Raw genomic sequence first — 25,083 nt, forward strand, 5'->3', positions numbered from 1 at the left:
GTTATTCAGTCCTTACGCGTGCGTTGTTCATATTCAGTCTTTCAATAGACACATCAATAAGGGCTTGGTCGTCAGGGTTTGTACTAGAAATAAAAGCGTAAAATATGTTTTTGTATCCGTCTACAGTCACTTTATGAATCTCCCATGTAAGCGCATCCATATCGTTAAAAACGTCTGGAATCATGGTGAGAATTCCGGCGTCAACAAGTTCCGGCAAAAAATCATGGTCGCCATTCGCATTGAGAGCATCGTAGTCATAATTAGGTTGGCTCTCAAAAACAGTGACCTGTTCTTTAATGATGGACATAATCGACGTTACTTTTGAATTATCCACGGAACCCCACATGCTGCTAATGGCGTATCCAGATAGCACAGCCGCAATTATCGACCCGATAATGACCGATGGAAGGCTGAATCCTTTTTGCTTATCTATGTTTTTCACGTTTATCCTTTATTTAAAAGCAAATCCAAAAACCCCTTCTTTAAAAAAGGGGTTTAAAGTTAGCTCTATTAATTAGTTAAGTGGAGACACTGAATCACCGCCTGCGGATAAATCAATCGCAAACGTACCCACACCTAGCGTTGTAGGTGCTGTGTAATGAAGGTCGCCGGCCATGTCTGCTGGCAAGATAGACTTCGCCATAACAGGCGTAATGTAGAAACAGTCCGTTTCAGCGGTCGCTCTGGTTGCTGGTGCACTACAAGTGTTAGAGTAGATGAACTTACCTGCTGCGGTCGCGGCAGTCGTGTCATAGCGTAAATCCAACTCGGTTGCAATCGCGTTCAAGCGGTCACGACCTTGAGCGCCGTTTGCCGTCGCCTTAAGAGCGATGTACTGGTCGCTTCCACCCGCTGTGCCGTCAGCATCCATTAAAACTAATTGGTATTTAAATTCCTTTGGCATTTGACCGACACGAGAGAGTACAGATGTGTCTGAAGCGGTATCAAGAATTGATGGGAATCCGGTTAAGTCTTCTCTTAATCCAGCTACCGCATTTTTAACTTCTGCAATGGACGCAACTTCTGCCGCGACCGCCGCTTTATCCACGGAACCCCACATGGATGTAAGGGCGACTCCTCCAAGTACAGCCGCAATTATCGACCCGATAATTACTGAGGGAAGGCTGAAACCTCCTTGCTTTAGTCGTAATTTTGCTAATCTTTCATTTTTTAAATTAATGTTTTCACTCACGTTTACATTTCCTTTGTTGTTCAACATGTCTAATACCGCTTTTTCGTTTAAAGTGTTTTTTTGCATTGCTATATCCTTTTAAGAACGTTTAAAAATTAAAATATATCATCCGATGATTTGTTGTTATCTATGCCATTCAAACCTTTTGAATAGCACTCCCCAGTACCGCCAATCACAAAGTTATTCCCAAATCCGTCTAATATCTCACTCCCTTCAAGATAATTTCCTGCCACTAATTGAATTGAATTGACTGCGTAAGCGCCCTCAATTGATTGATAATTTTGAGACGCTGTGCTGCAAGCCGTTATTTTTGATAAAGTCTTGCCCCTTGGTGTGGCCGCTAACTCAATTGTTGTAATAAGCAAGTAGTTCTCACTTCCTCTCGACAAGAATTCGTTTGAAGAGATTTCACTGTTAAGCCCGTCTTTAAACTGTGCAACCACGACCGCTGAATAAATGCTGCCAGAGCCTTCAAAACTAAAAGCAGAACCGCCGTTATTAAGCACCGCGAATGGGACACCTGTTAAATCAACCAACTTTCCAACGTCCATTTCGGAGTAGATACTCAAGCCGCTTAAATCCCCAGAAGAATTTCCGAACACAGCACCAGTCTGAGTGTAGGATGACAATATGGCTTTCTTAACGTACTGCATCGTGGCCGTTTGCTCGTTTTTCTCTTTTAAATCCAGAATAAAACCGGCTTGTGTAAATGCCGCCATAGACATAATGGAAAAGATAATGGCTGCAATTACGATAGAAGGTAAGGACACGTTTTGTACTCAAGTTAAGATTGTTAAAAGTTAAGCCACTTCTCGCTGAGAGCGCATTTTGCGTCTAATACCGATAATCGAACGGCCAATGAACACCATTAGTCCTCGACTGATTTGTATGTTTTTACGATAAAGTTCTGAAGTAAGGTTTGCCTCTTGACGAATATCAAACTGCCCGGTCATTTCCAGGTATCCGGCCATATAGCAGGCTTCATCAATCTTAATAATCGTCGAGAGCAATCTGTTGCCATATCCCGTTGAGAATCCAGCGTCCACTTCAAGCGTGCTCGCACTGTCTGAAGCAAATGCCTCAATCGCGGTAGCCGCGTCGTACAGGCCTTTAACCTTAGCGTGGCGCTTATTCACATAGGTTTCGAGTTCAATCAATCGGTTGTTGATGATTTTCTGCATCTCTTCGTTGGTGTCACGAGCAATCGTGAGAGTCGCAATTTCTTTCGTGCGGTGCAGGTAGGTATCCAGGCGGTCATAAATAAGCGTGTAAAGAGCTTTAGCCGTTCGACTGCGTAATTTGATAGGGCGGATTAATCTATCTCGTTGAGAGGCACCCAGTATGTCTCGACTAAAGAACTCACTGTTTGAAAGCCTGGCTCTGGAGTCATCGGCTTGTTCGGTTTCATTGGTTTTAGCCGCATCACTCTTGGTGGGAGTTTTCTCAACGTCTGTTTTTACGGCAGCAGGTTCTTTGGCAACTTTCTCTGTGGCCGGTGCCTTTACAACCGGTTTTGCGGCTGTTGTGGTTTTTTTGTCTTCATCACTCACGAATTTCTCCTTGGGAGGTTGATTGGTTCAGAAGACATTATGAATAATAGAAAATTTTAAAAAATGCGGCTTTGCTATGTTTTTCGTACACTTATCCTGATTTTGTTGTTTTTTTTAAAAAATATTGACATGACGGTGCCGTTCATTAGAATTAACAGCAACTCCAATCCATGAGTGACGTTAAAAAGATTTGTTGTTGCGCGAATCTTGACGTGATAGATGGACTAGATAAAGAGGGCAACGCTTTGTCGAAAATTTCAAAACATCTATTAATGCCAGTTAATAGGCTCATTCTCATGTGCCTAGCTTCACACTATTTCCCGCTCTATCTTTCCTCTGTCTATGCACAAAGCATAGAACCATAACTGCTACCTAAATTTCAGCGAAAACCTTGTGCGTATTTCATTAAGTACGCAGCGGCTTTTTACTGTCCTTTGACAGCAAAAGTCCTAGCAATTGCGTTAGGGTTTCAAGCTTGTTATTGCAACAAGCTTTTCTTTTCTCTTTTTGAGAATCTATTTTTAGACGAATAAATGACGATTTATTTGAACTATTTTTTTGGGATTTTGACGAATTTCTCATTATTTTTTTAAAAAGGATACACATTATGTTTATTTTAAATGTTGCTGGAGCTTTAGGTAAAGACGCTACGTTAAGAGCTGTTAATGGTTCAAGCGGAGCAACTTCTGTTTGCTCTTTCTCTATTGCTGCAAAGTCAAAAAGAAAGGAGCTGACGGTAAGCCTATTACTGTCTGGATTGAATGTTCTCTTTGGGGGAAACGTGCTGATGCGTTAGCACAATACCTAACAAAAGGAACCATAGTTGTAGTTACTGGTGAGCCTGGTGTTGATTCTTATCAAAATCAGTCTGGTCAATTGCAACTAAAACAAGTTTTGACGGTTGAAGACATCACTCTTTTGGGCGGTGGCACTAAACCTGTTCAACCGATGCAAGCGCCTCAATATCAACAACCGATGCAACAAGCTCCTATGGGTAATCCTGGGACGCAGTTCAGTTACGACACTGACGATGTTCCATTTGGAAATTTTGAATTACGTACACTAGCGTAATTTTTTACCTAACCCCAGGGGTGTAAATCACCCTTTGGGGTGAACACCCCTTTTTTTACTCTTCTTCGGAACTTCTCTAAGTTCCCGAATATTGTCGGAATCTTAGAGAAGTTCCGATTAAGAGTATTTAAAGGAGTAAAACCATGTTTAATTTAACAGTTCCAAAAATCGCCCTTTTAAGCGCCGTTTTGTTAATCGCTCTCATTGAGAGTGGAATTGCTGGCGACGCATTTAAAAATTATGGCGATAACTCTCGCTTATCGCATGTTCTTGAATCGAATAAAGGAGGTCTATAATGGCCTTTTTTGATTCAGCAAGTGTCAAGACTGCCGCAGCCAATCATGGCTGGCTAGGCATTTTAAGCTCTATATGCCCAACCCTAGAAGAAGCGACGCAGAAAGTCGGACATCATGTTCCTTGCCCCGTAAATGGAGGCAAGGACGGGTTCCGTCTTTTTAAAGACGCGCCTGTTTCGGGAGCTGGATATTCAAACAAGGAAGGTGCGCTTGGGGATGGCTTCGCTGTTCTTAAATTCGCAACCGGCCTGCCTTTTAAAGATGTTTTAACGTTGGTCGCCAATCATCTTGGTATGACGGACGAAAAACCGCTTTACGTCCAACCCAAACCGGTTATGCAAACCAGCTCGTTTGAAATTCCTCTTGGGGAGATTCAGATAAGAAGAGGTAAGCTTAACCAGTTCTGGGGACAGTCAAGCACTGTCCAGAAAGATGACCGCGTGGTGCAGTATTTGCGTCACCGTGGTATTCAAGGAGATTGGATGCTAGGTTTAAACAATGTTAGGTTTCATCCTAATGCGTGGTACAGAACTCCTAACGGGAACCAGGATGCCGCTCCAGCTATGATACTGAAGTTTCAGTGTCCTGACGGTTCTGCGTGCAATATCCATAAAACTTTTTTATCCAGCAAAACCGCTGGCAAAAAAGAAATGGAAGATGCAAAACTTATGATGAAACCCACTTCTAAGATGAGAGGCGGGGCGGTAAGAATAGGTGGTGTATCGGCTATCGTCTCGCACGATGGTATGTTGCATGTAAGTGAGGGGTTTGAGAATGCCGCAACCATAGCGGACATTTTCAACCAGCCAAGTTGGGCGACGTTGAATTGGGCTTTATTGCAAGGGTTTGAACCTCCTAGAGAGGTAAGAACACTTGTAATCTGGTGCGATAACGACCCTCTTGATGAGAGAGGCCATAATCCAGGTTTAGACGCAGCGGTTCGCTTGCAGAAGAGACTGGAGTTAATGCGCCCAGACATTAAAATCATTCTAAAAACACCTCCTAACAAGAAGGAAGATTGGAATGACTTATACCAGGCAGGGAGAATAGATTTATTCTCGCTTGAAGGTATTTAATGTCACCCGTACTCCACTCGAAAGAGTGGAGCACACCCAACCATTACCAGGCTTAAAGGCTATTTGCTCTTCTCTCTGAGAGTTAATAATTTTTATGCCTCTCTCCAGCATTGACGGAGAACTTACCTCGATATTGTTTCGAGTCTTGATTTTTCAAGATGCTAAAAAGACGTTTTTAGCAGTTAAATTTTATGAGTTTATGACGATAGACTTACTCTAGTTTTTTAATCAACCCATTGGGTGCATGACACCCTTTAGGGTTTTCGTGTGCCCGCCAAATAAAGGTAATGCCATGAATAACTTAATGATTGATATTGAAACCCTGGGCACTAAGCCTGGGTCTGTAATCGCTTCGATTGGAGCTGTGTTTTTTAACCCAGCAACCGGCGAAACGGGAGCTGAGTTTGAAGTTTTGATTTCGGTCGAAGCTTCAAAGAAGCTCGGATTAACTACCGACGCGGCAACCGTCGCTTGGTGGGACAAGCAATCTAAGAACGCCCAACAGCAGCTTCAAGGCTCTTTGAGTCCAGAACTGGCAATGGATGACTTCCTTCAGTTTGTAATCTCTCATTGCGAGAGGGACAAGGTGAAGGCTTGGGGTAACGGGGCATCTTTTGACCCGGTGCTCATCGAGGCTGCATTTGATAAATGCAACCAACGTTATGAAGTGAGCGTCGAAGCTCCTTTCAAATACTGGAACATTCGTGACGTAAGAACGCTTGTGGATTTAGGTCGAGAAATCGGTTTTGACCCCAAGCGTGATATGCCGTTTGATGGTGTGCCTCACAGCGCACTGGCCGATGCAAAGCATCAGGCAAAATATGTAAGTGCGATTTGGCAAGCTTTGCTAGGTCGCTAATAAATCAACTGATTTGACGAAATCAGCCGCTATTCAAAACTTCACTTAATGACGATTGAGTATTATTTTTTAAACCCTTTGAGGGCATGACTAAAAGCCCTCATGGGGATAGTCGTGTCCTTGCTAACGTATGGAGAATACGATTATGAAAACTCTAACCAATGTATCAAATGAAAAAACATCTTTCGGCGAAGCCTTCGGCTTATCCGGGATTGACGTCCCTCTTTCTGGTCTTATCGCTTTTGGGAATGGTACAAACGTTGTGCCCAATCAAAATTTTATATTTGATAAAGACTTGCTAAAGCAAGTTATTTTCAGCTTAAAGGAAACCCAAAACCTCCTCCTTTGGGGGGATGCGGGTGCAGGTAAGACGGATTTGATTGAGCAGGTTGCTGCTCGCTTAAACCGTCAGGCCTTCATCATTTCCTTTGGTGAAGAAACCAGCGTGCGTCAGCTCGTTGGAAGTTTCACCTTGAGCCAGGGCGAAACGCCTTGGCGTGATGGCGCTCTATTGAGCGCAATTCGCGTTGAGAATGCCATTATTGGTCTAGATGAAATAAATATGGCACACCCAGGTGTGGTCGCTATGCTTAACCACCTTCTTCAAAAAAAGGAGCTTGTTCTCCCTGAAACGGGAGAGGTTGTTAAATGCGCTAATGGAGTGGCTTTTATAGCTACATCCAATACCAACATGGGTGTTGATGAGAGTGGCCTTTTCGAGGGTTCACAATCGCAAAATGCTGCAACGCGTTCGCGCTTTGCGGGTGCTCATGTTAAGTATTTAAAAGAAGCCGATGAGATTCGTCTTATAGATATGGCTTACCCAAGTCTTGATGAGGCGATACCACCTCTAAGCGGCAAACGTTTTTCGGAGCTAACGGTACAGTTAGCAAACGCTCTACGTTCCGCTATGAGAGAAGGAGGTTTGTCTTTGCCGTTCTCGGTAAGACAGATTCACTGCTTTGTGAAGTCAAGTTTAGCGTTCAAGGATGCATCTCTTGCGTTCAAGTATTCCTACTGGAATTTACTTGATAGCGTTGAACGCCAAACGGCTTCAGACCTGTTTAAAACCGTTTTTAACTTAGAGATTTCAGAATAATCTGAGTCTCGTTAAGAACACAAAAATTATAACTCTGCGGGTACACTTAAACGCTACCCGTATGGGTGGTTGTGTGCTTGCTCCAAAGCCAATACTGGCAAGGAAAACTACCATGACCACAAATAACAGTAATAACAGTAATAAATTCTTTGAAGTAAGACTGGCAATATACGCCGGCTCGAACGAGCGCAAAGCATTCGATACGGATGCAATGCGTTCGTTGGGCTTCACTGGGGTTGATTTTGATTCGGTGAAAGCAATGCTGCAAACAGCAGTCTTGCCAAAAGAAGCTTTCTACCCATTTTTGGCCGTTCGTAAGAGCGTCCAAGAATTCTTGGCTCAAAAGGGAATGAACCACGACCTACTCGGTCGTTTGTTCAACCCTCAAGAGCGCGAAGAAATCATTCTTTTTCTCAACGAGAAGAAGAGCGAATATGAAGAAGCTAAAAAAGTGTTTTTGGCCGACTATGCTCGCGCCAAAAGCGAACAGCTAGAGAAGGTGCGTAACAGCGCCGCTCTAAAAGGTTTAGAGCCTGAGCCGCTTGTAAGAGCGGTGGCTGAAAACCAGCCTTCGGTTGAGTATTACGCCCGCAAGTTTGAGTTTAGATTTATCGACTCGTCGATAGAGCTAGACGCTGAAGAGTGGCGTTACGAGCTTAAAAAAATCAATGAAGACCTCGTTGAAAGAACATGTTACGAGTTAAGTCGTGATGCGGAGAAAATTCGCAACGACCTAACCTCAACAACAACAAGGGTTTCAAAGATTTTAGAGCAAGTCGCAAGACTTCGTTCTTTGTCTTTTTACATCCCAGCACTGTCAAGCCTAGCTTCTGATATTGAAGAGTTGGTTAATAACCATTGCGGCGGTGTTAAACGCCCCAAAGAGTATTCTCAAGCGGAAACGCTTCTAGCGTCATCACTTGTCAAAGTGGTGTGGGAGAATGCAAGAAATCTTGTTAAGAGCAAAGCAACCCTAAAGCCTATCTTCTTAGAAGAAGCTGAAAGAGTGGCCATGCTGCTACAAGAGGATGAAGACCAATTAAACATTGGTTTTTCTGAATCTCAACAAGATTTAGAGGTTAAGCCTGAGCCTGAACCTGAACTTATTGAAGAAATTGAAGCGCCCTCTGTAATTGAAGAGATTGTGGATGTTATTCCTGAGTTCAAAAAGCCACCTGCACCTGCCGTTTCTTCGGTCGGCGCGTTTGCTTTTTAGGAGGTTTGTATGAGTTACGTTAAATGTGACGTATACAAGGCACCTTCTAACTCTGGCGGTAAAATCTGGGCACTCCCCTGTGCTTCAGCAGTTGATTGCACTTTCAGCGGTGCAATTGACCGCTGGGAGAATAAAAAGCTTACCGTAAACAGTCTTAAAGCAACGAGAGAACGCTTTGAGTTGGTTAAGGAAAAGCGAGCAAAAGGCTACTTTTTTATTCAAACCGCGTTTATTAACTTATACAACGGATTGGTATTAGAAGACCTTGACAGTATTCCAATCTCTGAACAAGAGGTGGAAAAAAAGAAAGTCAACAAACGCCTCTGTTAATAGAAGGTGGTGGATTGTTTTCGTTCTAAGCCTTGCGGCATGACACCGCAAGGTGCGTGCCTTTATCTATGGTATACGACATGCAAAATATTATATTGACTTGGGTTTTGTGGATTGTTATTCACCCAATCCTTGTTTTACTTTGGCCTTTTATTTTTAGCATTCTGAAATTTATGTTTCTGGATGTTGGTAAGAAGGGCTTTACAACTTTAATGCTTAATCTTTCATCTACTATGATTTGGCTTGGTGTTGCGATTATTTCACTTAATATTGCAAAATCAAATCCTGGTTTAGCCGCCTCTTGGGGTGTAAAACTGGATGATGTTATAATTCAGTGGAAATGGGCAGTGCCATTGTTAATATTTGGCATTTTTCTTAACGCCATTGCTAACAAGTGGTTAAAGGAGTAAAGCATGAGCTTTGAAAATCAAGTTCTTTTATTTATTACCCTGATATGCCTTGCTATTGTAGGTTCGTTCCTGCTACTCGGATTTGTGATTGATAAGTACGAAGAACATAAAAAACAGGAAGAGAACAAGCCAAAAATATTAGGCTAGTATCTATTCTTTTAAAACCCAATAGGGAGCCATTATCCCTATTGGGATGGTGACTCCTTTTTTAGGAGAAAACCATGAAAATTTAAAACAATCATTACCGGCTACTATGGCTGGTATCGCATCAAGAGCTGGCTTAAAGCTGGCTTTTGGCCAACCCCGCACCGATGGGCGCACAGTTTGGGTCTCGGATATACCGCTTAACCCAAGCGTGGAAGACTACAACTCAGTAGTTTCCGACCTCATTCACGAGGTCGGGCACATCAAGTTCACGGATTTTTCTTGCGACCGAACCGGTCATCCGCTCATGCCCGCTCTAACGAACGTCTTTGAAGACGTGCGTATCGAGCACGAGTTGGAACGAGAGTTCTTAGGGGCGCAGACCTTCCTAAACGAAGGTTACAAAGCCTCTATGAACGCTGGCACCCAGCGCAAGCCTGACACGGCGGCAAATGCTTTAACCATGTGGCTGATACTTGACCACATGATAAAAGTGAACCACCGCAGTTTTTTCGCGCAATCGCGTGACGAAGCGTACCAGGCTTGCTTGGATTTTGGCGTGTCGCAAGATTTGATGAAAGATATTGAGACCTTGTGCGACGCACGGGTTTCAAAGCTTTCATCAACGGCTGACGTCGTTAGTCTTTCAAAAGAGGTGGTTGCTTTATTGCAATCTCAGCAAGAGGAAGATAACGAACCAGAAGATAATGAACCGGGTAATGCGCCAGGTGATTCGGATTCTCAACAAGATTCACAGGACGATAGTTCTGATGGTCAAGGCGACGATTCCAATTCTCAACAAGATTCAAATGCATCTGATTCATCCGATGCAAAAGGGTCTGACTCGCAATCCGGTTCACAAGGCGCTGCATCCTCATCTAACGATGGAGATGCCAGTAACAGCTCAGGCTCAAGCTCGGATTCTTCTACCTCCTCTGGAGCGGATGAACTTCTTAATTCCGATGTTCGTGAGCAGTCGCCAATCTCGTTAAGAGAAGCGGCTCAAGCCATTACGGATAATGCTAACGCTAAGTCATCTTCGTTAAAGGAATTACTTGGACATTCTGATGATGTAGCCAATGAGCTGCGTCAAATGAATGGTGAAGGCAGTTCTCACAACTACCGTTCGGTAACTTTTGACGACATTGCTAATTACAACGTTTTAAAAAATTCGGTGTCGAAAGACATTCAAATTTTAAAAAACCGGCTAATCAAGCGTTGGCAAAATACAACCAAAACTCGTTCCATTGTGAATGAGAATGACGGGAGATTTTCGGTAAGTGACGCGATACGGTGCTCTTTCTCTGGTGAGGATAATTACCTTGTCAAAAAGGGCAAAGCAACGAATCACAAACCGGCTGTCTGCATCCTTGCTGACTTATCCGGGTCGATGTCAAATGTTTCGCAGGGGATAACTCTGCTAAATTATCAAACAACTGCGTTAATCGCGCTCACTGAAGCGTGTAATGCCATTGGCATTGCGATAAACATTCTAGGGTTTGATGACTGTGTTGTGTCATTAAAAAAGTGGAATGAACCGATGAGCAAATCTCGTGCAGTTTTAGGCGGGTTAAATACGCTTAATTCTACGCGGCTTGAACGTGGCGTTTTTGAGGGTGTTAGAGCTTTAAAATCTCGTAAAGAGAGTAAAAAAATTCTAATCACCTTAACGGACGGTGACGTAGGCGTTCACCAGAAGCGTAAAGTAAGAAGCATCATGGACTACGCGCCCGATGTTGAATACTACGGGTTGGGTATTGGCGTCAATATTGACTCAATATTTGAAAATGGCGGCAAAGTTTCGCCTGAAAATATTGCGGAATCGCTTCTTGCGATTCTTAGCAAGTAGGAGGGGTTATGAGTTTATTAAGACTTCCAAACCGCAATAAGATTCCAGCAGATATGCTGGAAGAAAACGGCCTTTACCCTGATTTTAACTCGGGCGACGGCGAATTCCAGGTAACTTATAAACGGGCTAACTGGATAACAACGGCGCTTGACTCCAGTGGTTACACTGTTTCAAGAGCAGTTGTTAAAGGGTGTTCAGACAGTCACTTCGGTGACAAATGGCATCTATTAAGACTATTAAACGAAGGCCATCTATCGTGTGAAGAATTCACTCCCAATGGGATTGGCTTCATGCGCGGGCTGTGCTCTCACATCAAAGGATACGGTTACAGGATTTACTAATAACCGTTTCACCAACTACACCACTAGGGGTATTGAATACCCCTAGTGGGGGTCAATACCTCTTTTTTTAGAGGAATTAACCCATGTTAAAGCTAATTTTAGCAGTTCTTATAGCCACCGCTTCTCAAGGCGCTTTTGCATCTTACGAGGCGTTAAAAAATATTCACGCCTCCGTGAATACGGGCTTTATTTATGCCACCGACCAAGCTCTTTACGGAAAATCAGACCATTGGGCAACTCCTGCGGAGTTCTTAGCCAATGGCGCTGGTGATTGTGAAGACTTCGCTATCTACAAATCGCACCTTCTAAAGGAGCGTGGAATAGAGCACGCCCTTGTGTATTTTAAAAAGGGTGGAGTGGCACATATCGCGGTAATCGCGCAGATAGATGGCCAAATGTATCTTTCAGACATAAACGCACCTTTGGTGCCTATAAGTTTGGGAAATATTAAAGCCAAAAAAATGATAGTCGCTCAGACCGAAAGGTTTGTAGAGCGGTTTAGTTCTTAATCAACCAGGGGTGCATTCACCTCTGGGTGAGCGGCACTCCTCAAGGAGTAAAGCATGAGCAATCAGTGGATTTTCGATTTCGCAATCCGTTTAAATGAGAACGAAAGCACGTCAGCCTCTTTTGTTGGCGTTTGCAACAACGGTCGCCACATTATGTTCTCACCAAGAGACGGGCTAAAGGCGTATCTTTATGACGCGCCTGAAGGCGTGCCTTATACGAGGGCAGAGGTGCTCAAAGAGTTGGGCATAAGTGCTGGACGCTACTGGCTTGAAGTCAAAAAAAACCGAAACCTTATTTTTAAGAAAGAGGATTTCAACACAAGCCTATTGTCTTCGGATGATTGGATTGGTGCCTCCGCCCCTCGCGTATCTAAACAAGAGGCTTGGGCAATTGGCGGTTTTGGCCAATTTGCGTTCTAGGGAGGTTGAACCATGAGAGTTATTGAGATGACACATGGAGCAAGAATTCCAGATAGCGGATTGAATTTCATAGGCCTGGCCTATGACCCTAATTGGATGCCAGCGTTTTTGGTGTTCGAGCCAAACAGAGACGTCTTCAAGACGGATGAAGTCGGCGTCGGCTTTCTTCTGGATGTGCGAGGAATTATCAGCAATACGTGGTTTGCAGACCTTTTGGCCTGCGACACTAAAGAAGTGGTGGGAAAAGTGTTAAAGGTTTGTTCTGCTTGTTTTGAGGACAATCCAGAACGCTTAGAAAGGCTTGATGATTTACAGCATTGGAGCATTGCTTTTAATGTTGAGTTTTTAAGAACTCATATCAGTGAGCCTGTTACGTCGCAATACACGATGTACTTTCCACGTTACAAACCAACTGGCAAAGTCTTTGATTTAGCCGGTCAATTTTCATTTTAGGAGGGTTGTATGGCTCTATCGTATGAACAGCGCGTTGCAAAGATGAAAACGGTCACTGATATTGGAGACCAGCTTCGGAAGGCGATAAACGCCGCCAAAGAAAGAAAAAGAGCAATGGCTCTCTGTGGAAATTTCTCCCAAAAGATAGAAATTAATAGGGAGTTTAAGGACGCTGAATCTGTTGTTAGAAAGATTCGGAGTAACTTGTTCGACTTAGAAAATTCGTTCGCGGTAATAGAGCAAACGAAAACAAATTCTCACTATGAGATAAAAATTCAATCCGAAGGATTGTTTGCATTTTAATAAATTTTAAACCCAATCGGGGCGTATCACTACCCCGCTGGGGATGGGTGCGCCTCACTAATAGCCGCAATCGGCAAGAGAGTTCATCATGTTAAAATTTAATGTAAAAGTAACGTTTTTTGTTAATGGTGTTATGCAAGAGAAAAAACGTGAGGTTATTACAACCAGCGTTTCACTAGCATGGCGTTCAGGCCTAGGAATGGTTCCGATTGATGTATTGAAGTCGAACCAGGTTCAAATCAAAGTAGACCCTGTTCGCTAACCAACACTGGAGATAAAAATGGATACATTGATAGCGGTAATACTTTCAAGCGCGTTAGCGTTTGGAATGAGCGTTGCTCAACCGGAAGACGAAAAAACAGCCATTGAAGAGCAATTGAAAAGCGAAGAAGTTCGTTTTTTGAGTGACGAAGAATAAGCTGTTAAAACATTTAAAAACCGTGGGAATAGCAAATCATCCCACGGGAAGATTGCTTTCTCGAAAATAATTATTGGAGAAAACAACATGAAAATTCAACAAACGCAAGCCATCACCATGAACAATGGTGGAAAGTTCAACATTCCCGCTGAAACCATTTCAGACAAAGCCCCGAACTGGTTTCGGGATGGCGTTAAGGAAAGAGTCTTAATGGGTGTATCCATTCAGGATGCGCTCAAGGCGATGCAAGCGTCACCATTCTTTGATAAGGATTGGGTTTGTGAGTAGAAAAAGAGGAAGTATTAACGCTTAACCTGTAAGGAAAGGCGTTAAGCTCCCTAAATAACCCAATGGAGGTATGACACCTCCATTGGAGGCATACCTCCGAAGTTTGGCAAAACAAATACAAAGGAGGTATTTGCCTGTGTTTACAGTAATTTTAGTCTGGGTCGCGTTGGTTGTATTATGGCCATTAATATTGAGTTTTATTTTGGTAGCGCAAAGGGTTTTCCTGGTTGCAGTTGCTCTACCCTATGCGACAACAAGAAAACTAGCTTACGATTTAGGATTAGTGTCCATTTCGGCTGGCGGCTTCTCTGTCTTAGCTGGGATAACGCAACAATCGTCCCAAGATGAAATAGTTTTTAGGGTATTGGTTTCTTTGATATTTATTTTCTTAGGTGCTATTATCGTTTACAGAAATATAGAAAAGAATTAAAGGTAAATTTATCATGTTATATGCCACAACAGCGGTAGCTTTAGTTTTTGCGTTTAGTCTTTTTGGCGTAGCGATGTTTCTCACTGAAGCGTCTAAAAAGAAAAAAGCAGAAGAAGAAAAATCTAAAGACCTGGATAAGGTTTTTAGAAGCTAGTAACGTTTCCCCATGATGCGGAAAGCCTTAATAAGGTTGTATAAAAAATGAACACTATAATCATGCTATTAGTAGCTCTTGCGTTTGGAAGCGGTCTGTATTGGCTAGGAATGCAAATTCAAAAAGAGATAGATAGTAGAAAGCGTCATTAATCCTGAAACACGGCTTCTTTAACGAAAGTTATTGTGGTGGTAATATTGGGGTTAGAGAAAAATAAGGGGAATTTTTGATGACTTCTTTAATAATTGGTTCGTTGGTCGTTTTATTGGTCGGTGGATTCCTTACTGGGTTCGCTTTATGGCTTTTAAAAATAGCTAATGAAAAAGAAAAAGAAGAAAAGCAATTAGAAGCGTTTAAAAACGCTTCTTAATTAATCCTGAAACACGGCTCCTTTAACGACGGTTATAGGGGCATCGCCAATCCGTCTTAGATGGAATAACTTAACAATTTTCCTAAGATGAAATAGTTTTTAAAATAACCCAATGGAGGTATGACACCTCCATTGGAGGCATACCTCCGAAGTTTGGCAAAACAAATTTAAAGGAGGTATTTGCCTATGATGACATTTATATTGATTTACATAGCCATAATCCCAATATGGCCGCTATGCTTATTTTTCTGTGAACGATTTATCGTTTTTTGGAGAAGGAAAAGTCTTCAAACAAGGAGGAAGCTACTGTATGACGTTGGTTTAATCTTTGTTGGTTCCGGTGGTATTGGAGCCATGCTTGGGATAACCATCCAAACTGAGAATCCTGAACTAATGATACGTTTTATCATAGCTGTTACAGTGATTATCATTGGTGTTATACTTATCCTATTGAACATGGAAGAATAACTAGATATTGGAGATATATCATGTCTATTCAAGTTGGTGCGTTTCTTTGCGCTGTTTTAGCTATCGGTGGCCTATTGATTTGGGCTTCAATCAAAACAACGAAGAAATAAGACAACAGAAAGCTAAAGAGAAGGATTTGGAAAAATCCCTTTCCTAATTTTTAATCATTCGCTCCTTTAACGACAGTTATTGGGGCTTCTCCGAATGTACTTGCGAGTGCATTCGGTCAAGTCCCTATATGTCCGTTTAAAGGAGAAGAAAAGTGAAATTTTTAAACACTCAAATAATCAGCTTGGAACCAAAAGTAAGCAGCTCCGCAAGTATTAAACCTAACGCTCCCAAATGGGTGCGCGATGGTTTTGAGGAGATGAAGAAATTTGGTATGAGCACACAGGAAGCAATCACAAGATTGCGGCAATCACCATTTTTCTGTGATGAGTGGGTAGCTTAAGACTAAGCCCTTCGGGGCTTTTTTTACACAAATTAATTGACTTATTTATAAAAACAAATAAAATAACGCTTAACTATTCAAGGGCAATTGCTCACCAACCAGGAGAAAATCATGTTAAGAACTTATTCAAAGAAATTAGATTTAAGGACTTCCCAAGTTCTTTGGACTTACGGCCAAAATAGAGCGGGGGTTATTGAAGTCGAAATGCCTTACGATTCAGAGGATTCGGACATTATTGCTGAACTGGTTGCTATTCAACACGTTATTTTTGCTAAAGCTGTTTTGGGTTTTAAGCCTCTGCACGGAGCCGGTATTGAGATTGAAGTGTCCAAGGGCGCAATTAAGAAAATCCTCAATAATGCGACGACTAAAAAAGAATTAATTAAGTACGCTTCGTTTATTCCTTTTTTATTACAGGGTGTTTCTATCAAAACGCATAGAAAACATAGCAAAGACGTTGTTTTCGAGGGGTTGGAATTTGAGAAAATAGTCGTTGATGTAGAGAAGTACACAAATACAAGGTTGCTTATAGAGTCCCCGGCGATTGGTTTTATTGAGATTACGCATCACGCTTTACAAAGATTTACTGAAAAAAGCGAAGTCGAATCTGGGTTTGTCAAACAACCTTTAAAAGCATTAGTTGCTCGCATTTCTCACCCAGATATTGTTCGAGTTAAGCTCCCAACAGGAGTCATTGAACATAAGCAGCGTAAGTATGGCCAAGACGATAACTACAGCGTTTGGAAGCATCCAACGTCAACGATTAATTTTGGCCTAGTCAATAACGCAGGCGTGTACTCCTTAGTAACCGTTTTCATTAACAAACAACAACAGAGTTTTTAAAATGCCCAGCGAAAAATTAAAAAATTGGAAGAACAGGAAAGAAAGGCTCAGGAAATCATCAAGAAGGTGCGTATTGAGTTGAAAAAAGCAAAAGAGCAGGAAGCCGCCAGGATAGAAGAAGAGCACAATGGTTTTCTAATCGAACTTGCTATTGCGGTTCTTAAGGAGATGAAAACAAATCCAGCATTAGAAGACATGATTATTAGCCAGGTCAAAATTAAGCAAGAAGCCTTGCTGGGTCTCGGCGTACAAAAAGAGGAGTTGCCATTTTGAGTTACAGTTACGTGAGTATTTCGTTCCGTTCGCTTCCAAGAATAATTCGTGAAGCCATTCAGCAGCGTGTAGACGAGTCTGTTTTTATGGAAATTTTGAACAAACCCAAATACGGGCTTGGCGTTCGTAAAGCGGCCATCCATCATTATCAAAAAAAGAACGCATGACCAGGCCTGGTATTAAATTTGGGTGGAAAAGGATAGCGCCCAAGCGGTAGATTGCTAACTTAAGGGGAGTAGTTCGCTATTGATTATAAGAAGTTAAACCAAGGAAATATTAATGGTCAAAATAATTTTTGTTATATCCATCGTGGGGACTCTCGCAGGCTGTGTAGGTGAGGATGGCCGTGGCACGGAAGCTGACGCAGCAATGACACCAAAAGAGCAAGTTGTGGTTTTGGAGGAATCAAATGCAATACCAATGCTTGAGCGCAGCAATACTCTTGTTGGCATAGATACCAATGCAAATGGTGTTCGTGATGACGTTGAATCAATACTTTCTATCAACTACACGTTAAGCATTCAACTTGCCGCAGCAATGCAAGCTGCCAAAGCAATGCAAACTGCTTTGGTAGTAGATGTAGCAGATATACCAGCAGTAAAAGTGGTTGATAGAGAAATTTCTCGCGGAATTAATTGCATATATTCAAAGTTTGACGGTGCAAATAATTCAAAACAGCCCGCCCAAGTCGCACAGGAGATAGAAGCAATAACAGCCAACACAAAGCAAAGATTATTGGCGTATCTTCAATTCAATAAGGCGCTGGATGGCACATCTTCTGCACTGCCGGAAGGAGATACTTGTGGTGATTAAAACCCGCTTCTATTCACCGCTGTTTTAACTCTATCACGGCCTCTCATATCGTACCGTTGCGTTGTGTTGATACTGGAGTGACCCAGAACATCACGAACGGTGATTAAGTCCTCTCCTAAGCTTAAAAGCGTCGTTGCAAGGGTTCTTCTCAAGTCGTGAGGCGAAAACTTCTCCATGCCAAGTTCAAGCTGCTTCTTTTTCAAAATGTAATAAATCGCCTGGCTGGTCAAAAGATTGGGAGCCGGTGTTGTGCCATTGTTGAAGGTAAGGCTGTTTAATACATCGCCCTTTTTGATTCTCACAAACAGAGCGCCTTCTTCATGGCCACGTACCTTCAGCCAAGCCTCAAGGTTTTGAGTTGCGCTCTCAGTGAGAAAAGCCTCACGCTCTTTATTGCCTTTACCCGTAATGGTAATTGACCCATTACTTGCACTGTAATGACGATATTCTATCTTGGCCAACTCGCTCCGTCGTAACCCACATGCAAACAAAAGTGACAAAATTGCTTTGTCGCGGATGCCGATTGCATTCTCGTTACAAGAATCAAGAAGTTCATACGCTTCGGGTTTTGTTAAGCTCCGTCCCCTTGAAATACGAGACCCTTTAGGACGCTTAACGCGGCGAATCCGCTCTAAATGAGCCGCATCAATCAATTTAAGCTCAAACGCCTCAGCCAAAACCCCGCGTACCGCTGCCATATAGGTTTTAATCGTTTCAGGAGCCATGCCATTGCCTCGTAGCTTCGCAATAATGGTTTGCAGCTCCATGCGGTCAATCTTCTCCCAAGGGAACGAAAATACATCTACCGGCTCACCAGGCTTCAGGTCATTTATCATACGAACGATTTGTTTAAAGTAACTGAGCATCGTTGCACGACTGAGCGCCGACTCCAGAGAGAAAAGATAAATCGCAACAGGATTTCGCTTTGCTTGATACAACTCAATATCGTGTGAAGAAACCTCAACTAATTCGGCTTCGGTGACGTGTATGACTTGGTTCACAATGTTTGCCTCGGTCTGCCCACTTGGACACGTTCTAAAGATTGAACAACCCCAATCATCTCTTCATTGGAAAGTGCATTAAGAGAGTAAAGGGCGGCGCGAATAACCTCGGACTTATTTGCCCGCACGCCATTCAGTAACAGCTTGTCGCACAACGCATGAATTAAGTCATGGTCTTTTTGAGGAAAGGAAAACGTGTCCTTGACTGTCTTTTGTGGAACAGAAGGCGCTGTCTCCAACACTTTAGGCGGAATGGCCACTGAAGCCGTTACAGCCTGAGTCTCTTCGACCGGATGAATCAAGGCCTGGTCATGCGTGTCCATCCAACCTTTTTCAAGACCCAATGCCTGCTCAATTTTCTCTGCGGCTCGACTACCAACGTAACCCACTAAACGCATTTTTTTAATATGAGCATCCGTAACACCGCACACCTTCGCCAAAGCAGTGGTGCTGTCAAATCGCTTTAAAATCTCGTTGAGATTATGGAGTCTTAACGCTTGAGGAGTCATGGGAAACCTTTTGAAAAATAATTATTAATACTATATTAACTAAACCAACAATACAAACTATAAATGCAGTACAAATAGTATTAACAATTAATTTTGAGAAATGCTAAAAAATGACCTCCATAAATAGGCCATTAAAGCATTATCGAACACCGACCAATGCACTTGCTTAGATAATGCATGAAGCGCGCTCAAAACGCTTTAAATTAAGGATTTCTTAAATCAGAGCTATTCCTCTCAAAATAACCGGTTTAAATGCCATGCCCTATTCTAAACCCATTATTACTTTTTAAAAGGTACATTTTAATAAGTAATCCTAAACGAACACTGTTCTTATGCTCGAACAGTGTTCGGCTTTGTTTTCGCCTTCTTAGGTGTTAAAATTCAGCAAACGTAAACTGGAGTAAAAACTAATGCAACCCATGCCAGAAAAAAGCCCAGAGGCCATTCAAAGAATTGTCGATGAAACACTGGATGAAATGTACGCCAGAAAAGAAAAGCTTTCGATACGCTCTTTAATTGACAGAGTGGGAACGGACGTCATCAGTAGTACAAGCACGGCAAGTAAATACAAGCGAAGCTGGGACGATAGAAGACTGGCCAGGGAAAATGAGCTGTTTGACAGATTGGGGTTTAGCTCTGAGTTTACCCAGGCGTTCATGCAGGAAATCTCACGTTTTTCAGCGGACATTGAATCTCGTACTCGAAAATCTTCAGAGGATTTGCGAACCGACAATTCGGAGCTGGAGAGAGAGCTTGAACGAGTTGAACGTCTTGCTAAGGATTTTGAAATCCTAGCAACACAAAAAGAAAAGGAAATTGGCACTTTAAACCAACGAATCGAGTCCGAAAAGCAGTCGCAAAAACACGCTTTAGAGAGCCAGGGCAAAGACCATAAGCATGAGCTGGAAACACTGCAAACCAAGTACCAGACACAAATTTCTGAAACTGAAAAGCAATACCGACAATTAACCGAAAAGGTATTGGAACTTCAAACCATTATCGAGGAGTTGCGTCGTAATCTGGCGCAGGCGGACTTAAGACTTGAGAGCCTAAAAAGCCTTGAGGATACAAATTCAAAATTATTAAACCAGGTAAGTGAACTCAACACGCAATTATCGGACAACAAGGCCAATGCGGTTGGCTTATCTAGGGACGTTGACTCCAAGCAGAACCAAATAGCTACGCTGGAAAAAACCGCAGAACGTGAGCTTTTGTCAAAAGACAAAGAAATTGAGGCATTGAAGACCGCGTTGGCCAAGCAAGAGGAACTGACAATTAATTTGCGTGAAGAAGTTGCCAGTAGAAAAGGCGAAAACGATTCTCTTAACAGTCAAATCAGTAGGCTGAACTCTTATTTGACTAAAAAAGAGGTTTAAGCAACACCTGAATTAACTCTCGTTGAGAATTCAAAACGCAACGAGTTATCTTTGTGAGAGCGTATTGACTTAAATGATAAAATGAGTATAATTAGAGGTAAGGGTTATTCTTGAGGAGAATTTAAGTGAACAGCCAATCCAAAATCATTAATTCCGACTGGGAAGACGGGGAGGAGTTTTTGAGTAAAAAGCTAAATGAAGAAACCACTATTGAGCAAAATTACTACAAGGGTCGCGAACACTTGTTTACTAAAAAACACTTATCAGCAAAGGAACAAGAGGTTTTTATTAACCGTACACATTATTCAGAAGAGCCGCTTGATAAAGAATACTACAAAGGCCGTGAACACTTAATAATCAAAGAGCATGGACAATCCTATGCTGGAGGTGATGGCTTTTTTTCACGCAATAAAAAAGTTTTAGCAATCTCTGGAGTGGCGTCAGTCATTTTTGCTGCTATCTTAGGTGAAATGGGAGTTTCAATTCTTTTAATGTTCGTTATTTCTATCATTTTAATGGTTAATGATTGGCGTTACTTTCCCAAAGGAGGCGCAAGTGGAGGCACTTCAAGCAGTAGCAGAAAAAAAGTTTTTTTCGGTGATGATATTTACGACCCAACCGTTAATTCAAGCCTCTCTACGAAAGTTTTTAATGACGACATGTTTAAATGACCGTCATGAACAGCCAATCCAAAATCATTAATTCCGACTGGGAAGATGGGGCAGAATTCCTTAGTAAAAAGGATAATGAAGAAGTTTACGTTGAGCCTATTACTGCATCTGGTCAACAAGTTAAGTCTACCCCTCACAACGAGATTCTTTTTGCTTTTCTTGCGGTATCAGTGTCAATAATTATCGCTTTAATTAGTGAAGATGTAATTGACCCCATTTTGGGTTTTATAGTGATTCTTGTCGATATTGCGATTGTAACCTGGATTGCTTTTAGCAATAAAAATATAACAAACAACCAAGGCTCTTCTCAAAAAAATAACAGTCAAAAAAGAAGACCAGGGATTTATAGCGACGAAAATCTTATGTTAGGCGAACGCGACATTGACAGTATTGAAGGAATGTTTAACCGAAGTATGCGGGGTGACTAACTGTGAACAGCCAATCCAAGATTAGTAAAGATTCTAAAGGCCGCGTTAGCGGCCTTTTACTTATTTAAGTTTTTGTGCTTTTGTTTTCGGTTCGGACTGGGATTTTTGGTATCTCTACCGATGCACTACTTTTGTTGGTTGTGCTTAACGGGTTAGTGAAGTTAAAGTCGCCTTGTGGCGCATTGTTTGCCGGAGTTTGCACGGCCTGAGGCTGGCTCGCAGGTGCGGCTGTATCAGTCGTTGCATTATTTACCGGCGCATTATTTACCGGCGCATTGTTTACCGGAGTTTGCACGGCCTGAGGCTGGCTCGCAGGTGCGGCTCGTAGAACTGGTACATCACCGCTCGTATCAACGCGACTAATTTCAGGTGGGTTATCCTTGAAAGGTGCGGCTGCTCTTTGGCTTTCGACAGAAAAAGGCGTACCAGCTATTCCAGCTCCAGGTGAGGTGTGGTTAGGGTTTGCACTGTCCCGTTGGTCGCTAAATTCATTAAACTTTTTAACAGCCCCGTGTGGGTCATTGACAACTTGCATTACTCCCTTGCCTGCCTCAGTAAAAGTCTGGGCTAAAGAATTAATGCCTAAAAATTCAGCGGCACGACTAGCCCCAGGAACGTTTTTAAAAGTATCTACAATGCTTGCGCCACCATTAACAGCCACTCGACCGTTTTGGCTATAATCAACACGGAGACTTCCATATTCATCAATCCTAGTTTTATCTAGGTCTTTTACATTTTTGTCATCTTTAATTTCCTGGCGCGTACCCTCTAATTTGCGAGTAGTTATATTAGATTCAGCATTTGTGGCGTTTTCATGGAGTTGCTTTTGGCCTGCAACCCATTGCTCATTTGCCTTTAATTCCCCAGCCGTAGCTGCTTGTTTACCACCTACCGTGTCAATAAACCCACCCGCGTTTACAAGTCCTTGATATTCACCTCTCGCAGTTAATACCTTTTCTTGATTCTCATTGTGTGCCGCGACTACATTTCCTTGAGATGGAACATCTCCAATATTTTTACCAGTTGGGTTGACTGAGTATTGTGACATGTAGTTCTCGTGAGCTGTATTAAACCTAGCCATATGATTGGCTTCAGCGTTTGCATCACCTCTGTTTCTTGCTTCCATTGCCTGAGCAAGGTAAGCCGAACCCTCTGCTCCTAAAGCAAACCTTTTACCCGCTTCGTTCATTGAGCTAAAGGGTATTGCAGCACCCATATCATACATAGCCTGAACCACTTTTTCTTCTGCTTTCGTCATTTTCTCTTTGTGTGACTCTGCTTTCTCAAGTTCGGCTTGTTCAGCTTGTTTATAGCCTTCTGAACGTTCTCTGCCCGCCTTTAACTCCGTTCTTGCTTCGTTGCTTACGCCTAATTTTTGCTGAACGTTATCACTTTCAGATGTTTGTTGCATAATGGTTGCGACGTTGTTTAGGCTGCTTTTATCAATGCTTTTTAGTCCCTCTGTAGCTTCTGCAATGGCTTGCGAGCTGTATTTTTTTCCAAGATTAGCTTGTGCTTGCGCTAAGAAACCAGCCTCCGTAGATAGACCAATCCCACCTTTAGCCCCAAGAGCTGCCACCAGTTCCGCACCCTCTCCTTGACCGACCTTCCCGCTTCTTTCCAATCCCTTTGCAATCTCATCCATTTTGCTGAAAGCTTGCTGCGTTCCTTTATCGTATTTGTTTCCAAAGGCTTCATTCCACTCTTTACCACCACCGGCGGCTTTAGAAATTAGACCCGCATCCCCGAAAGACGACCCGACCTCAAAATTAGCTTGAGTCGAAGATTTCTGCGCGGCTTTTATGGATTTATCATATTCTGCTGAATAGCCATTTCTTTCAGATACAGCGGAAGTAAGGTTAAACGGAGCACCACTGTTTTGTGCTCTCGTTGTATCAAGGAACTGCCCTCCTTTTTCCGTGGTGGTAATTTGATTGCCCATTCCATCCATTCTTACATTCGGGCCATTATTAACGCTTGGTTGCATGTCGTGTTTAAACGCGCTCATGCTGTCAATAGATTTGTTATCCATAGACATATTACCCAATGAAAGATTTCCATTGGCCACTTCTCTAGCAGAAGCGCCTGCATTGCTTTCTAACGGCTTGGTCGCTCCACCTACAAAAGATGTCATCGCCATTTCACCGCCTTTAACAATTGCATAAGCAATCATAGGGATAGATACCGCAAGCATTCCTGCAATATCAGCACTGCCTAAAATGCTTTGCTGTAACCCGGCAGAATCCCAGGCATTAAGCTCTTTCCCAGCAACCGCCCTGGCGACAAGTTCTTTCGCGTTGTACGAACTAACCATGAAATTCATTACCGCGTAAAGCGGTGCCCAAAGCTGAATCCAAAGTAGACTAATAAAATAAGACTTAACAACCACCAGGCCTTTTGTACCGCCAACAATAATCATCAAAAGGATGATTGGGAAAACGGCGTACAACACAACCTCAATAACATTGCGTAATTTTGGAATGGCACTTTGTGCCACGTTATACAGCACGCCGTAATTCATTTTTGCCCCGGCTTCTGTCATTGCCGACGCTAGGACAACACCTGAATTGGCGTTTGTGTCAAAAAATGTGTTCGATAAAACTTTCTGTTTAATGATGTCCGTCGCACTGGCGGACACATTAAGGTAATAACCGTAAGAGCCGGTCATTGCCGATTGCAAGCTTGCATTAGCCAAGGCAGTGGCTTTATCTGGATAGAGTTTACTGCCTAGTCGGGAAACCACTTCATTACTGGCGTTGTTTAACATTGCCGGTAGTCTGGATGTGTACGCCTCCACACAGTTCACGGGAGCGCCATCTGGAGCACCGCTTGCATTATAAAGCTGGACGTACAGTGAGGGGTTTACGTTGCTTAATTGTGCCCACATATCAGGCTCTTTTAGCACATCGTTTATAAGTATTTGGCCAGTGTCAAACTCTGGAAAAACGCATTTATCAAAAAATCCACTCATGTTCATTCTGAAAGAGATGTTTTCGCTTCGGGCGTTTTCCGCCTCCATTAAAACCTTCTCGCCAAACAGCAATCCGTTATTTTGGAACGCGACGCCTTCCAGTGCATAGGCCGGAACAATGACTTGCATCGTCGTTTCATACGAAGTCGTCAACCAATCTCCTATTTTACTTGTAACGTGGCCAAAGACCGCAATGGAAAGCGGAACATTGGTCACAATGGATGCGCCGGTTGTACCCGTCCTGTCAATAAGAGCAACGTCGGCTTTGGGAACAAAAAATACAAAGTACAGGAACAAGGATACGATAAACCATCTAAAGCCGGCCACCAGGTCTTGAACCCCGGTAAGCACAGCCACCGCAGCGCCCGCTAAACCAAAAAGCAATGCGGCACCAAGCAACGTCGAAAAGTTATCGGTGTTGGTTATCATGGCAATCGCTTCAAAAACGCCTCGGAGTTCTTGAATGTTCCAGTACGAGTATATTTCCCAAATCATCTTTTT

Annotated in this window: 36 protein-coding genes; 29 read left to right on the top strand and 7 right to left on the bottom strand. The window is 42.7% G+C overall.

Going from position 1 to position 25,083, the window contains the following annotated elements:
- Position 1: 1 nt before the first annotated feature.
- From EP181_RS11385 to EP181_RS11400, 4 genes are all read right to left on the bottom strand, one after another.
- Entirely contained in the window at positions 2–442 is a 441-nt protein-coding gene (locus EP181_RS11385) for a hypothetical protein (protein WP_127471947.1), read from the bottom strand.
- 72 nt (positions 443–514) lie between these two features.
- Positions 515–1,258: a hypothetical protein gene (locus tag EP181_RS11390; RefSeq protein WP_127471948.1), complete on the bottom strand. Its 744-nt coding sequence runs from the start codon at positions 1,256–1,258 to the stop codon at positions 515–517.
- Positions 1,259–1,287: 29 nt separating this feature from the next.
- Positions 1,288–1,962: a hypothetical protein gene (locus EP181_RS11395; RefSeq protein ID WP_127471949.1), complete on the bottom strand. Its 675-nt coding sequence runs from the start codon at positions 1,960–1,962 to the stop codon at positions 1,288–1,290.
- A gap of 30 nt (positions 1,963–1,992) precedes the next feature.
- Entirely contained in the window at positions 1,993–2,742 is a 750-nt protein-coding gene (locus EP181_RS11400) for a hypothetical protein (RefSeq protein ID WP_127471950.1), read from the bottom strand.
- Between the two features lie 690 nt (positions 2,743–3,432).
- Here EP181_RS11400 and EP181_RS11405 point away from each other — a divergent pair.
- The 26 genes from EP181_RS11405 (at position 3,433) to EP181_RS11495 (ending at position 17,626) form a co-directional block, all read left to right on the top strand.
- Positions 3,433–3,813 (top strand): single-stranded DNA-binding protein, encoded by a 381-nt coding sequence (locus EP181_RS11405; RefSeq protein ID WP_127471951.1) that lies wholly within the window; start codon positions 3,433–3,435, stop codon positions 3,811–3,813.
- A gap of 143 nt (positions 3,814–3,956) precedes the next feature.
- On the top strand, positions 3,957–4,109 hold the full coding sequence (locus EP181_RS11930) for a hypothetical protein (RefSeq protein WP_172959774.1): 153 nt from the start codon (positions 3,957–3,959) through the stop codon (positions 4,107–4,109).
- On the top strand, positions 4,109–5,185 hold the full coding sequence (locus tag EP181_RS11410; RefSeq protein WP_127471952.1) for a DUF7146 domain-containing protein: 1,077 nt from the start codon (positions 4,109–4,111) through the stop codon (positions 5,183–5,185). Before EP181_RS11930 ends, EP181_RS11410 begins: the two co-directional genes overlap by 1 nt.
- 292 nt (positions 5,186–5,477) lie before the next feature.
- Positions 5,478–6,044: a 3'-5' exonuclease gene (locus tag EP181_RS11415; protein WP_127471953.1), complete on the top strand. Its 567-nt coding sequence runs from the start codon at positions 5,478–5,480 to the stop codon at positions 6,042–6,044.
- A gap of 145 nt (positions 6,045–6,189) precedes the next feature.
- A complete protein-coding gene (locus EP181_RS11420; protein WP_172959775.1) occupies positions 6,190–7,143 on the top strand; it encodes an AAA family ATPase in 954 nt (317 codons plus the stop codon).
- 112 nt (positions 7,144–7,255) lie between these two features.
- A complete protein-coding gene (locus EP181_RS11425) occupies positions 7,256–8,359 on the top strand; it encodes a DUF3150 domain-containing protein (protein ID WP_172959776.1) in 1,104 nt (367 codons plus the stop codon).
- Positions 8,360–8,368: 9 nt separating this feature from the next.
- The gene (locus EP181_RS11430; RefSeq protein WP_127471956.1) at positions 8,369–8,689 is read left to right on the top strand and encodes a hypothetical protein; all 321 of its coding nucleotides are present in this window, start codon (positions 8,369–8,371) and stop codon (positions 8,687–8,689) included.
- A gap of 80 nt (positions 8,690–8,769) precedes the next feature.
- A complete protein-coding gene (locus tag EP181_RS11435) occupies positions 8,770–9,099 on the top strand; it encodes a hypothetical protein (protein WP_127471957.1) in 330 nt (109 codons plus the stop codon).
- A 3-nt stretch (positions 9,100–9,102) separates the two neighbouring features.
- A complete protein-coding gene (locus EP181_RS11935; RefSeq protein WP_172959777.1) occupies positions 9,103–9,246 on the top strand; it encodes a hypothetical protein in 144 nt (47 codons plus the stop codon).
- A gap of 106 nt (positions 9,247–9,352) precedes the next feature.
- On the top strand, positions 9,353–11,092 hold the full coding sequence (locus EP181_RS11440; RefSeq protein ID WP_172959778.1) for a protein kinase family protein: 1,740 nt from the start codon (positions 9,353–9,355) through the stop codon (positions 11,090–11,092).
- Positions 11,093–11,100: 8 nt separating this feature from the next.
- Positions 11,101–11,433, top strand: coding sequence for a hypothetical protein (locus tag EP181_RS11445; protein WP_127471959.1), 333 nt, complete (start codon positions 11,101–11,103; stop codon positions 11,431–11,433).
- Positions 11,434–11,516: 83 nt separating this feature from the next.
- Positions 11,517–11,942, top strand: a complete 426-nt coding sequence (locus EP181_RS11450; protein WP_127471960.1) for a transglutaminase-like cysteine peptidase — start codon at positions 11,517–11,519, stop codon at positions 11,940–11,942.
- Positions 11,943–11,996: 54 nt separating this feature from the next.
- Complete coding sequence (locus EP181_RS11455) at positions 11,997–12,362, top strand: hypothetical protein (protein WP_127471961.1); 366 nt, start codon at positions 11,997–11,999, stop codon at positions 12,360–12,362.
- Positions 12,363–12,374: 12 nt separating this feature from the next.
- On the top strand, positions 12,375–12,815 hold the full coding sequence (locus EP181_RS11460; protein ID WP_127471962.1) for a hypothetical protein: 441 nt from the start codon (positions 12,375–12,377) through the stop codon (positions 12,813–12,815).
- 9 nt (positions 12,816–12,824) lie between these two features.
- Positions 12,825–13,118 (top strand): hypothetical protein, encoded by a 294-nt coding sequence (locus EP181_RS11465; protein ID WP_127471963.1) that lies wholly within the window; start codon positions 12,825–12,827, stop codon positions 13,116–13,118.
- Between the two features lie 88 nt (positions 13,119–13,206).
- Positions 13,207–13,380 carry a hypothetical protein gene (locus tag EP181_RS11940; RefSeq protein WP_172959779.1) on the top strand — a complete coding sequence of 58 codons (174 nt, stop codon included), beginning with the start codon at positions 13,207–13,209 and terminating at the stop codon, positions 13,378–13,380.
- A gap of 18 nt (positions 13,381–13,398) precedes the next feature.
- Positions 13,399–13,536 carry a hypothetical protein gene (locus EP181_RS11945; protein WP_172959780.1) on the top strand — a complete coding sequence of 46 codons (138 nt, stop codon included), beginning with the start codon at positions 13,399–13,401 and terminating at the stop codon, positions 13,534–13,536.
- An 87-nt stretch (positions 13,537–13,623) separates the two neighbouring features.
- A complete protein-coding gene (locus EP181_RS11470) occupies positions 13,624–13,824 on the top strand; it encodes a hypothetical protein (RefSeq protein ID WP_127471964.1) in 201 nt (66 codons plus the stop codon).
- Between the two features lie 136 nt (positions 13,825–13,960).
- Positions 13,961–14,254, top strand: a complete 294-nt coding sequence (locus tag EP181_RS11475) for a hypothetical protein (protein WP_127471965.1) — start codon at positions 13,961–13,963, stop codon at positions 14,252–14,254.
- Between the two features lie 13 nt (positions 14,255–14,267).
- On the top strand, positions 14,268–14,408 hold the full coding sequence (locus EP181_RS11950) for a hypothetical protein (protein ID WP_172959781.1): 141 nt from the start codon (positions 14,268–14,270) through the stop codon (positions 14,406–14,408).
- Between the two features lie 229 nt (positions 14,409–14,637).
- Complete coding sequence (locus EP181_RS11955; RefSeq protein ID WP_172959782.1) at positions 14,638–14,778, top strand: hypothetical protein; 141 nt, start codon at positions 14,638–14,640, stop codon at positions 14,776–14,778.
- 730 nt (positions 14,779–15,508) lie between these two features.
- Positions 15,509–15,697 (top strand): hypothetical protein, encoded by a 189-nt coding sequence (locus EP181_RS11480; RefSeq protein WP_127471966.1) that lies wholly within the window; start codon positions 15,509–15,511, stop codon positions 15,695–15,697.
- A gap of 111 nt (positions 15,698–15,808) precedes the next feature.
- Positions 15,809–16,540 (top strand): hypothetical protein, encoded by a 732-nt coding sequence (locus tag EP181_RS11485; protein ID WP_127471967.1) that lies wholly within the window; start codon positions 15,809–15,811, stop codon positions 16,538–16,540.
- A gap of 24 nt (positions 16,541–16,564) precedes the next feature.
- Positions 16,565–16,813: a hypothetical protein gene (locus tag EP181_RS11490; protein ID WP_127471968.1), complete on the top strand. Its 249-nt coding sequence runs from the start codon at positions 16,565–16,567 to the stop codon at positions 16,811–16,813.
- Positions 16,810–16,980: a hypothetical protein gene (locus tag EP181_RS11960; RefSeq protein ID WP_172959783.1), complete on the top strand. Its 171-nt coding sequence runs from the start codon at positions 16,810–16,812 to the stop codon at positions 16,978–16,980. The genes EP181_RS11490 and EP181_RS11960 overlap by 4 nt, the downstream gene beginning before the upstream one ends.
- Positions 16,981–17,092: 112 nt before the next feature.
- Positions 17,093–17,626, top strand: a complete 534-nt coding sequence (locus EP181_RS11495; protein WP_127471969.1) for a hypothetical protein — start codon at positions 17,093–17,095, stop codon at positions 17,624–17,626.
- Here EP181_RS11495 and EP181_RS11500 read toward each other — a convergent pair.
- Both EP181_RS11500 and EP181_RS11505 read right to left on the bottom strand, forming a co-directional pair.
- Positions 17,623–18,627, bottom strand: a complete 1,005-nt coding sequence (locus tag EP181_RS11500) for a tyrosine-type recombinase/integrase (protein ID WP_127471970.1) — start codon at positions 18,625–18,627, stop codon at positions 17,623–17,625. The two genes, EP181_RS11495 and EP181_RS11500, sit on opposite strands and share 4 nt — an antisense overlap.
- A complete protein-coding gene (locus EP181_RS11505; RefSeq protein WP_127471971.1) occupies positions 18,624–19,136 on the bottom strand; it encodes a hypothetical protein in 513 nt (170 codons plus the stop codon). Before EP181_RS11505 ends, EP181_RS11500 begins: the two co-directional genes overlap by 4 nt.
- Before the next feature lie 410 nt (positions 19,137–19,546).
- On the opposite strand from EP181_RS11505, the gene EP181_RS11510 reads away from it, so the two are divergent.
- The 3 genes from EP181_RS11510 to EP181_RS11520 all read left to right on the top strand — a co-directional run bounded on the left by EP181_RS11510 (position 19,547) and on the right by EP181_RS11520 (position 21,611).
- Positions 19,547–20,512: a hypothetical protein gene (locus tag EP181_RS11510; RefSeq protein ID WP_127471972.1), complete on the top strand. Its 966-nt coding sequence runs from the start codon at positions 19,547–19,549 to the stop codon at positions 20,510–20,512.
- 125 nt (positions 20,513–20,637) lie between these two features.
- Positions 20,638–21,183 carry a hypothetical protein gene (locus EP181_RS11515; protein ID WP_127471973.1) on the top strand — a complete coding sequence of 182 codons (546 nt, stop codon included), beginning with the start codon at positions 20,638–20,640 and terminating at the stop codon, positions 21,181–21,183.
- Between the two features lie 5 nt (positions 21,184–21,188).
- Entirely contained in the window at positions 21,189–21,611 is a 423-nt protein-coding gene (locus EP181_RS11520) for a hypothetical protein (RefSeq protein WP_127471974.1), read from the top strand.
- 64 nt (positions 21,612–21,675) lie between these two features.
- On the opposite strand, the gene EP181_RS11525 is transcribed toward EP181_RS11520, so the two are convergent.
- Positions 21,676–25,077 (bottom strand): conjugal transfer protein TraG N-terminal domain-containing protein, encoded by a 3,402-nt coding sequence (locus tag EP181_RS11525; protein WP_127471975.1) that lies wholly within the window; start codon positions 25,075–25,077, stop codon positions 21,676–21,678.
- Between the last annotated feature and the right edge of the window lie 6 nt (positions 25,078–25,083).

It is taken from the genome of Thiomicrorhabdus aquaedulcis (assembly GCF_004001325.1).
GTDB lineage: Bacteria > Pseudomonadota > Gammaproteobacteria > Thiomicrospirales > Thiomicrospiraceae > Thiomicrorhabdus > Thiomicrorhabdus aquaedulcis.

Coding starts and splice junctions, on each gene's coding strand:
- EP181_RS11510 (WP_127471972.1), top strand. CDS start 19,547: ATGCAACCCATGCCAGAAAAAAGCCCAGAGGCCATTCAAAGAATTGTC.
- EP181_RS11435 (WP_127471957.1), top strand. CDS start 8,770: ATGCAAAATATTATATTGACTTGGGTTTTGTGGATTGTTATTCACCCA.
- EP181_RS11445 (WP_127471959.1), top strand. CDS start 11,101: ATGAGTTTATTAAGACTTCCAAACCGCAATAAGATTCCAGCAGATATG.
- EP181_RS11950 (WP_172959781.1), top strand. CDS start 14,268: ATGTTATATGCCACAACAGCGGTAGCTTTAGTTTTTGCGTTTAGTCTT.
- EP181_RS11485 (WP_127471967.1), top strand. CDS start 15,809: ATGTTAAGAACTTATTCAAAGAAATTAGATTTAAGGACTTCCCAAGTT.
- EP181_RS11460 (WP_127471962.1), top strand. CDS start 12,375: ATGAGAGTTATTGAGATGACACATGGAGCAAGAATTCCAGATAGCGGA.
- EP181_RS11420 (WP_172959775.1), top strand. CDS start 6,190: ATGAAAACTCTAACCAATGTATCAAATGAAAAAACATCTTTCGGCGAA.
- EP181_RS11470 (WP_127471964.1), top strand. CDS start 13,624: ATGAAAATTCAACAAACGCAAGCCATCACCATGAACAATGGTGGAAAG.
- EP181_RS11940 (WP_172959779.1), top strand. CDS start 13,207: ATGTTAAAATTTAATGTAAAAGTAACGTTTTTTGTTAATGGTGTTATG.
- EP181_RS11945 (WP_172959780.1), top strand. CDS start 13,399: ATGGATACATTGATAGCGGTAATACTTTCAAGCGCGTTAGCGTTTGGA.
- EP181_RS11955 (WP_172959782.1), top strand. CDS start 14,638: ATGACTTCTTTAATAATTGGTTCGTTGGTCGTTTTATTGGTCGGTGGA.
- EP181_RS11450 (WP_127471960.1), top strand. CDS start 11,517: ATGTTAAAGCTAATTTTAGCAGTTCTTATAGCCACCGCTTCTCAAGGC.
- EP181_RS11930 (WP_172959774.1), top strand. CDS start 3,957: ATGTTTAATTTAACAGTTCCAAAAATCGCCCTTTTAAGCGCCGTTTTG.
- EP181_RS11465 (WP_127471963.1), top strand. CDS start 12,825: ATGGCTCTATCGTATGAACAGCGCGTTGCAAAGATGAAAACGGTCACT.
- EP181_RS11520 (WP_127471974.1), top strand. CDS start 21,189: ATGAACAGCCAATCCAAAATCATTAATTCCGACTGGGAAGATGGGGCA.
- EP181_RS11410 (WP_127471952.1), top strand. CDS start 4,109: ATGGCCTTTTTTGATTCAGCAAGTGTCAAGACTGCCGCAGCCAATCAT.
- EP181_RS11505 (WP_127471971.1), bottom strand. CDS start 19,136: ATGACTCCTCAAGCGTTAAGACTCCATAATCTCAACGAGATTTTAAAG.
- EP181_RS11415 (WP_127471953.1), top strand. CDS start 5,478: ATGAATAACTTAATGATTGATATTGAAACCCTGGGCACTAAGCCTGGG.
- EP181_RS11935 (WP_172959777.1), top strand. CDS start 9,103: ATGAGCTTTGAAAATCAAGTTCTTTTATTTATTACCCTGATATGCCTT.
- EP181_RS11525 (WP_127471975.1), bottom strand. CDS start 25,077: ATGATTTGGGAAATATACTCGTACTGGAACATTCAAGAACTCCGAGGC.
- EP181_RS11425 (WP_172959776.1), top strand. CDS start 7,256: ATGACCACAAATAACAGTAATAACAGTAATAAATTCTTTGAAGTAAGA.
- EP181_RS11430 (WP_127471956.1), top strand. CDS start 8,369: ATGAGTTACGTTAAATGTGACGTATACAAGGCACCTTCTAACTCTGGC.
- EP181_RS11495 (WP_127471969.1), top strand. CDS start 17,093: ATGGTCAAAATAATTTTTGTTATATCCATCGTGGGGACTCTCGCAGGC.
- EP181_RS11390 (WP_127471948.1), bottom strand. CDS start 1,258: ATGCAAAAAAACACTTTAAACGAAAAAGCGGTATTAGACATGTTGAAC.
- EP181_RS11440 (WP_172959778.1), top strand. CDS start 9,353: ATGGCTGGTATCGCATCAAGAGCTGGCTTAAAGCTGGCTTTTGGCCAA.
- EP181_RS11455 (WP_127471961.1), top strand. CDS start 11,997: ATGAGCAATCAGTGGATTTTCGATTTCGCAATCCGTTTAAATGAGAAC.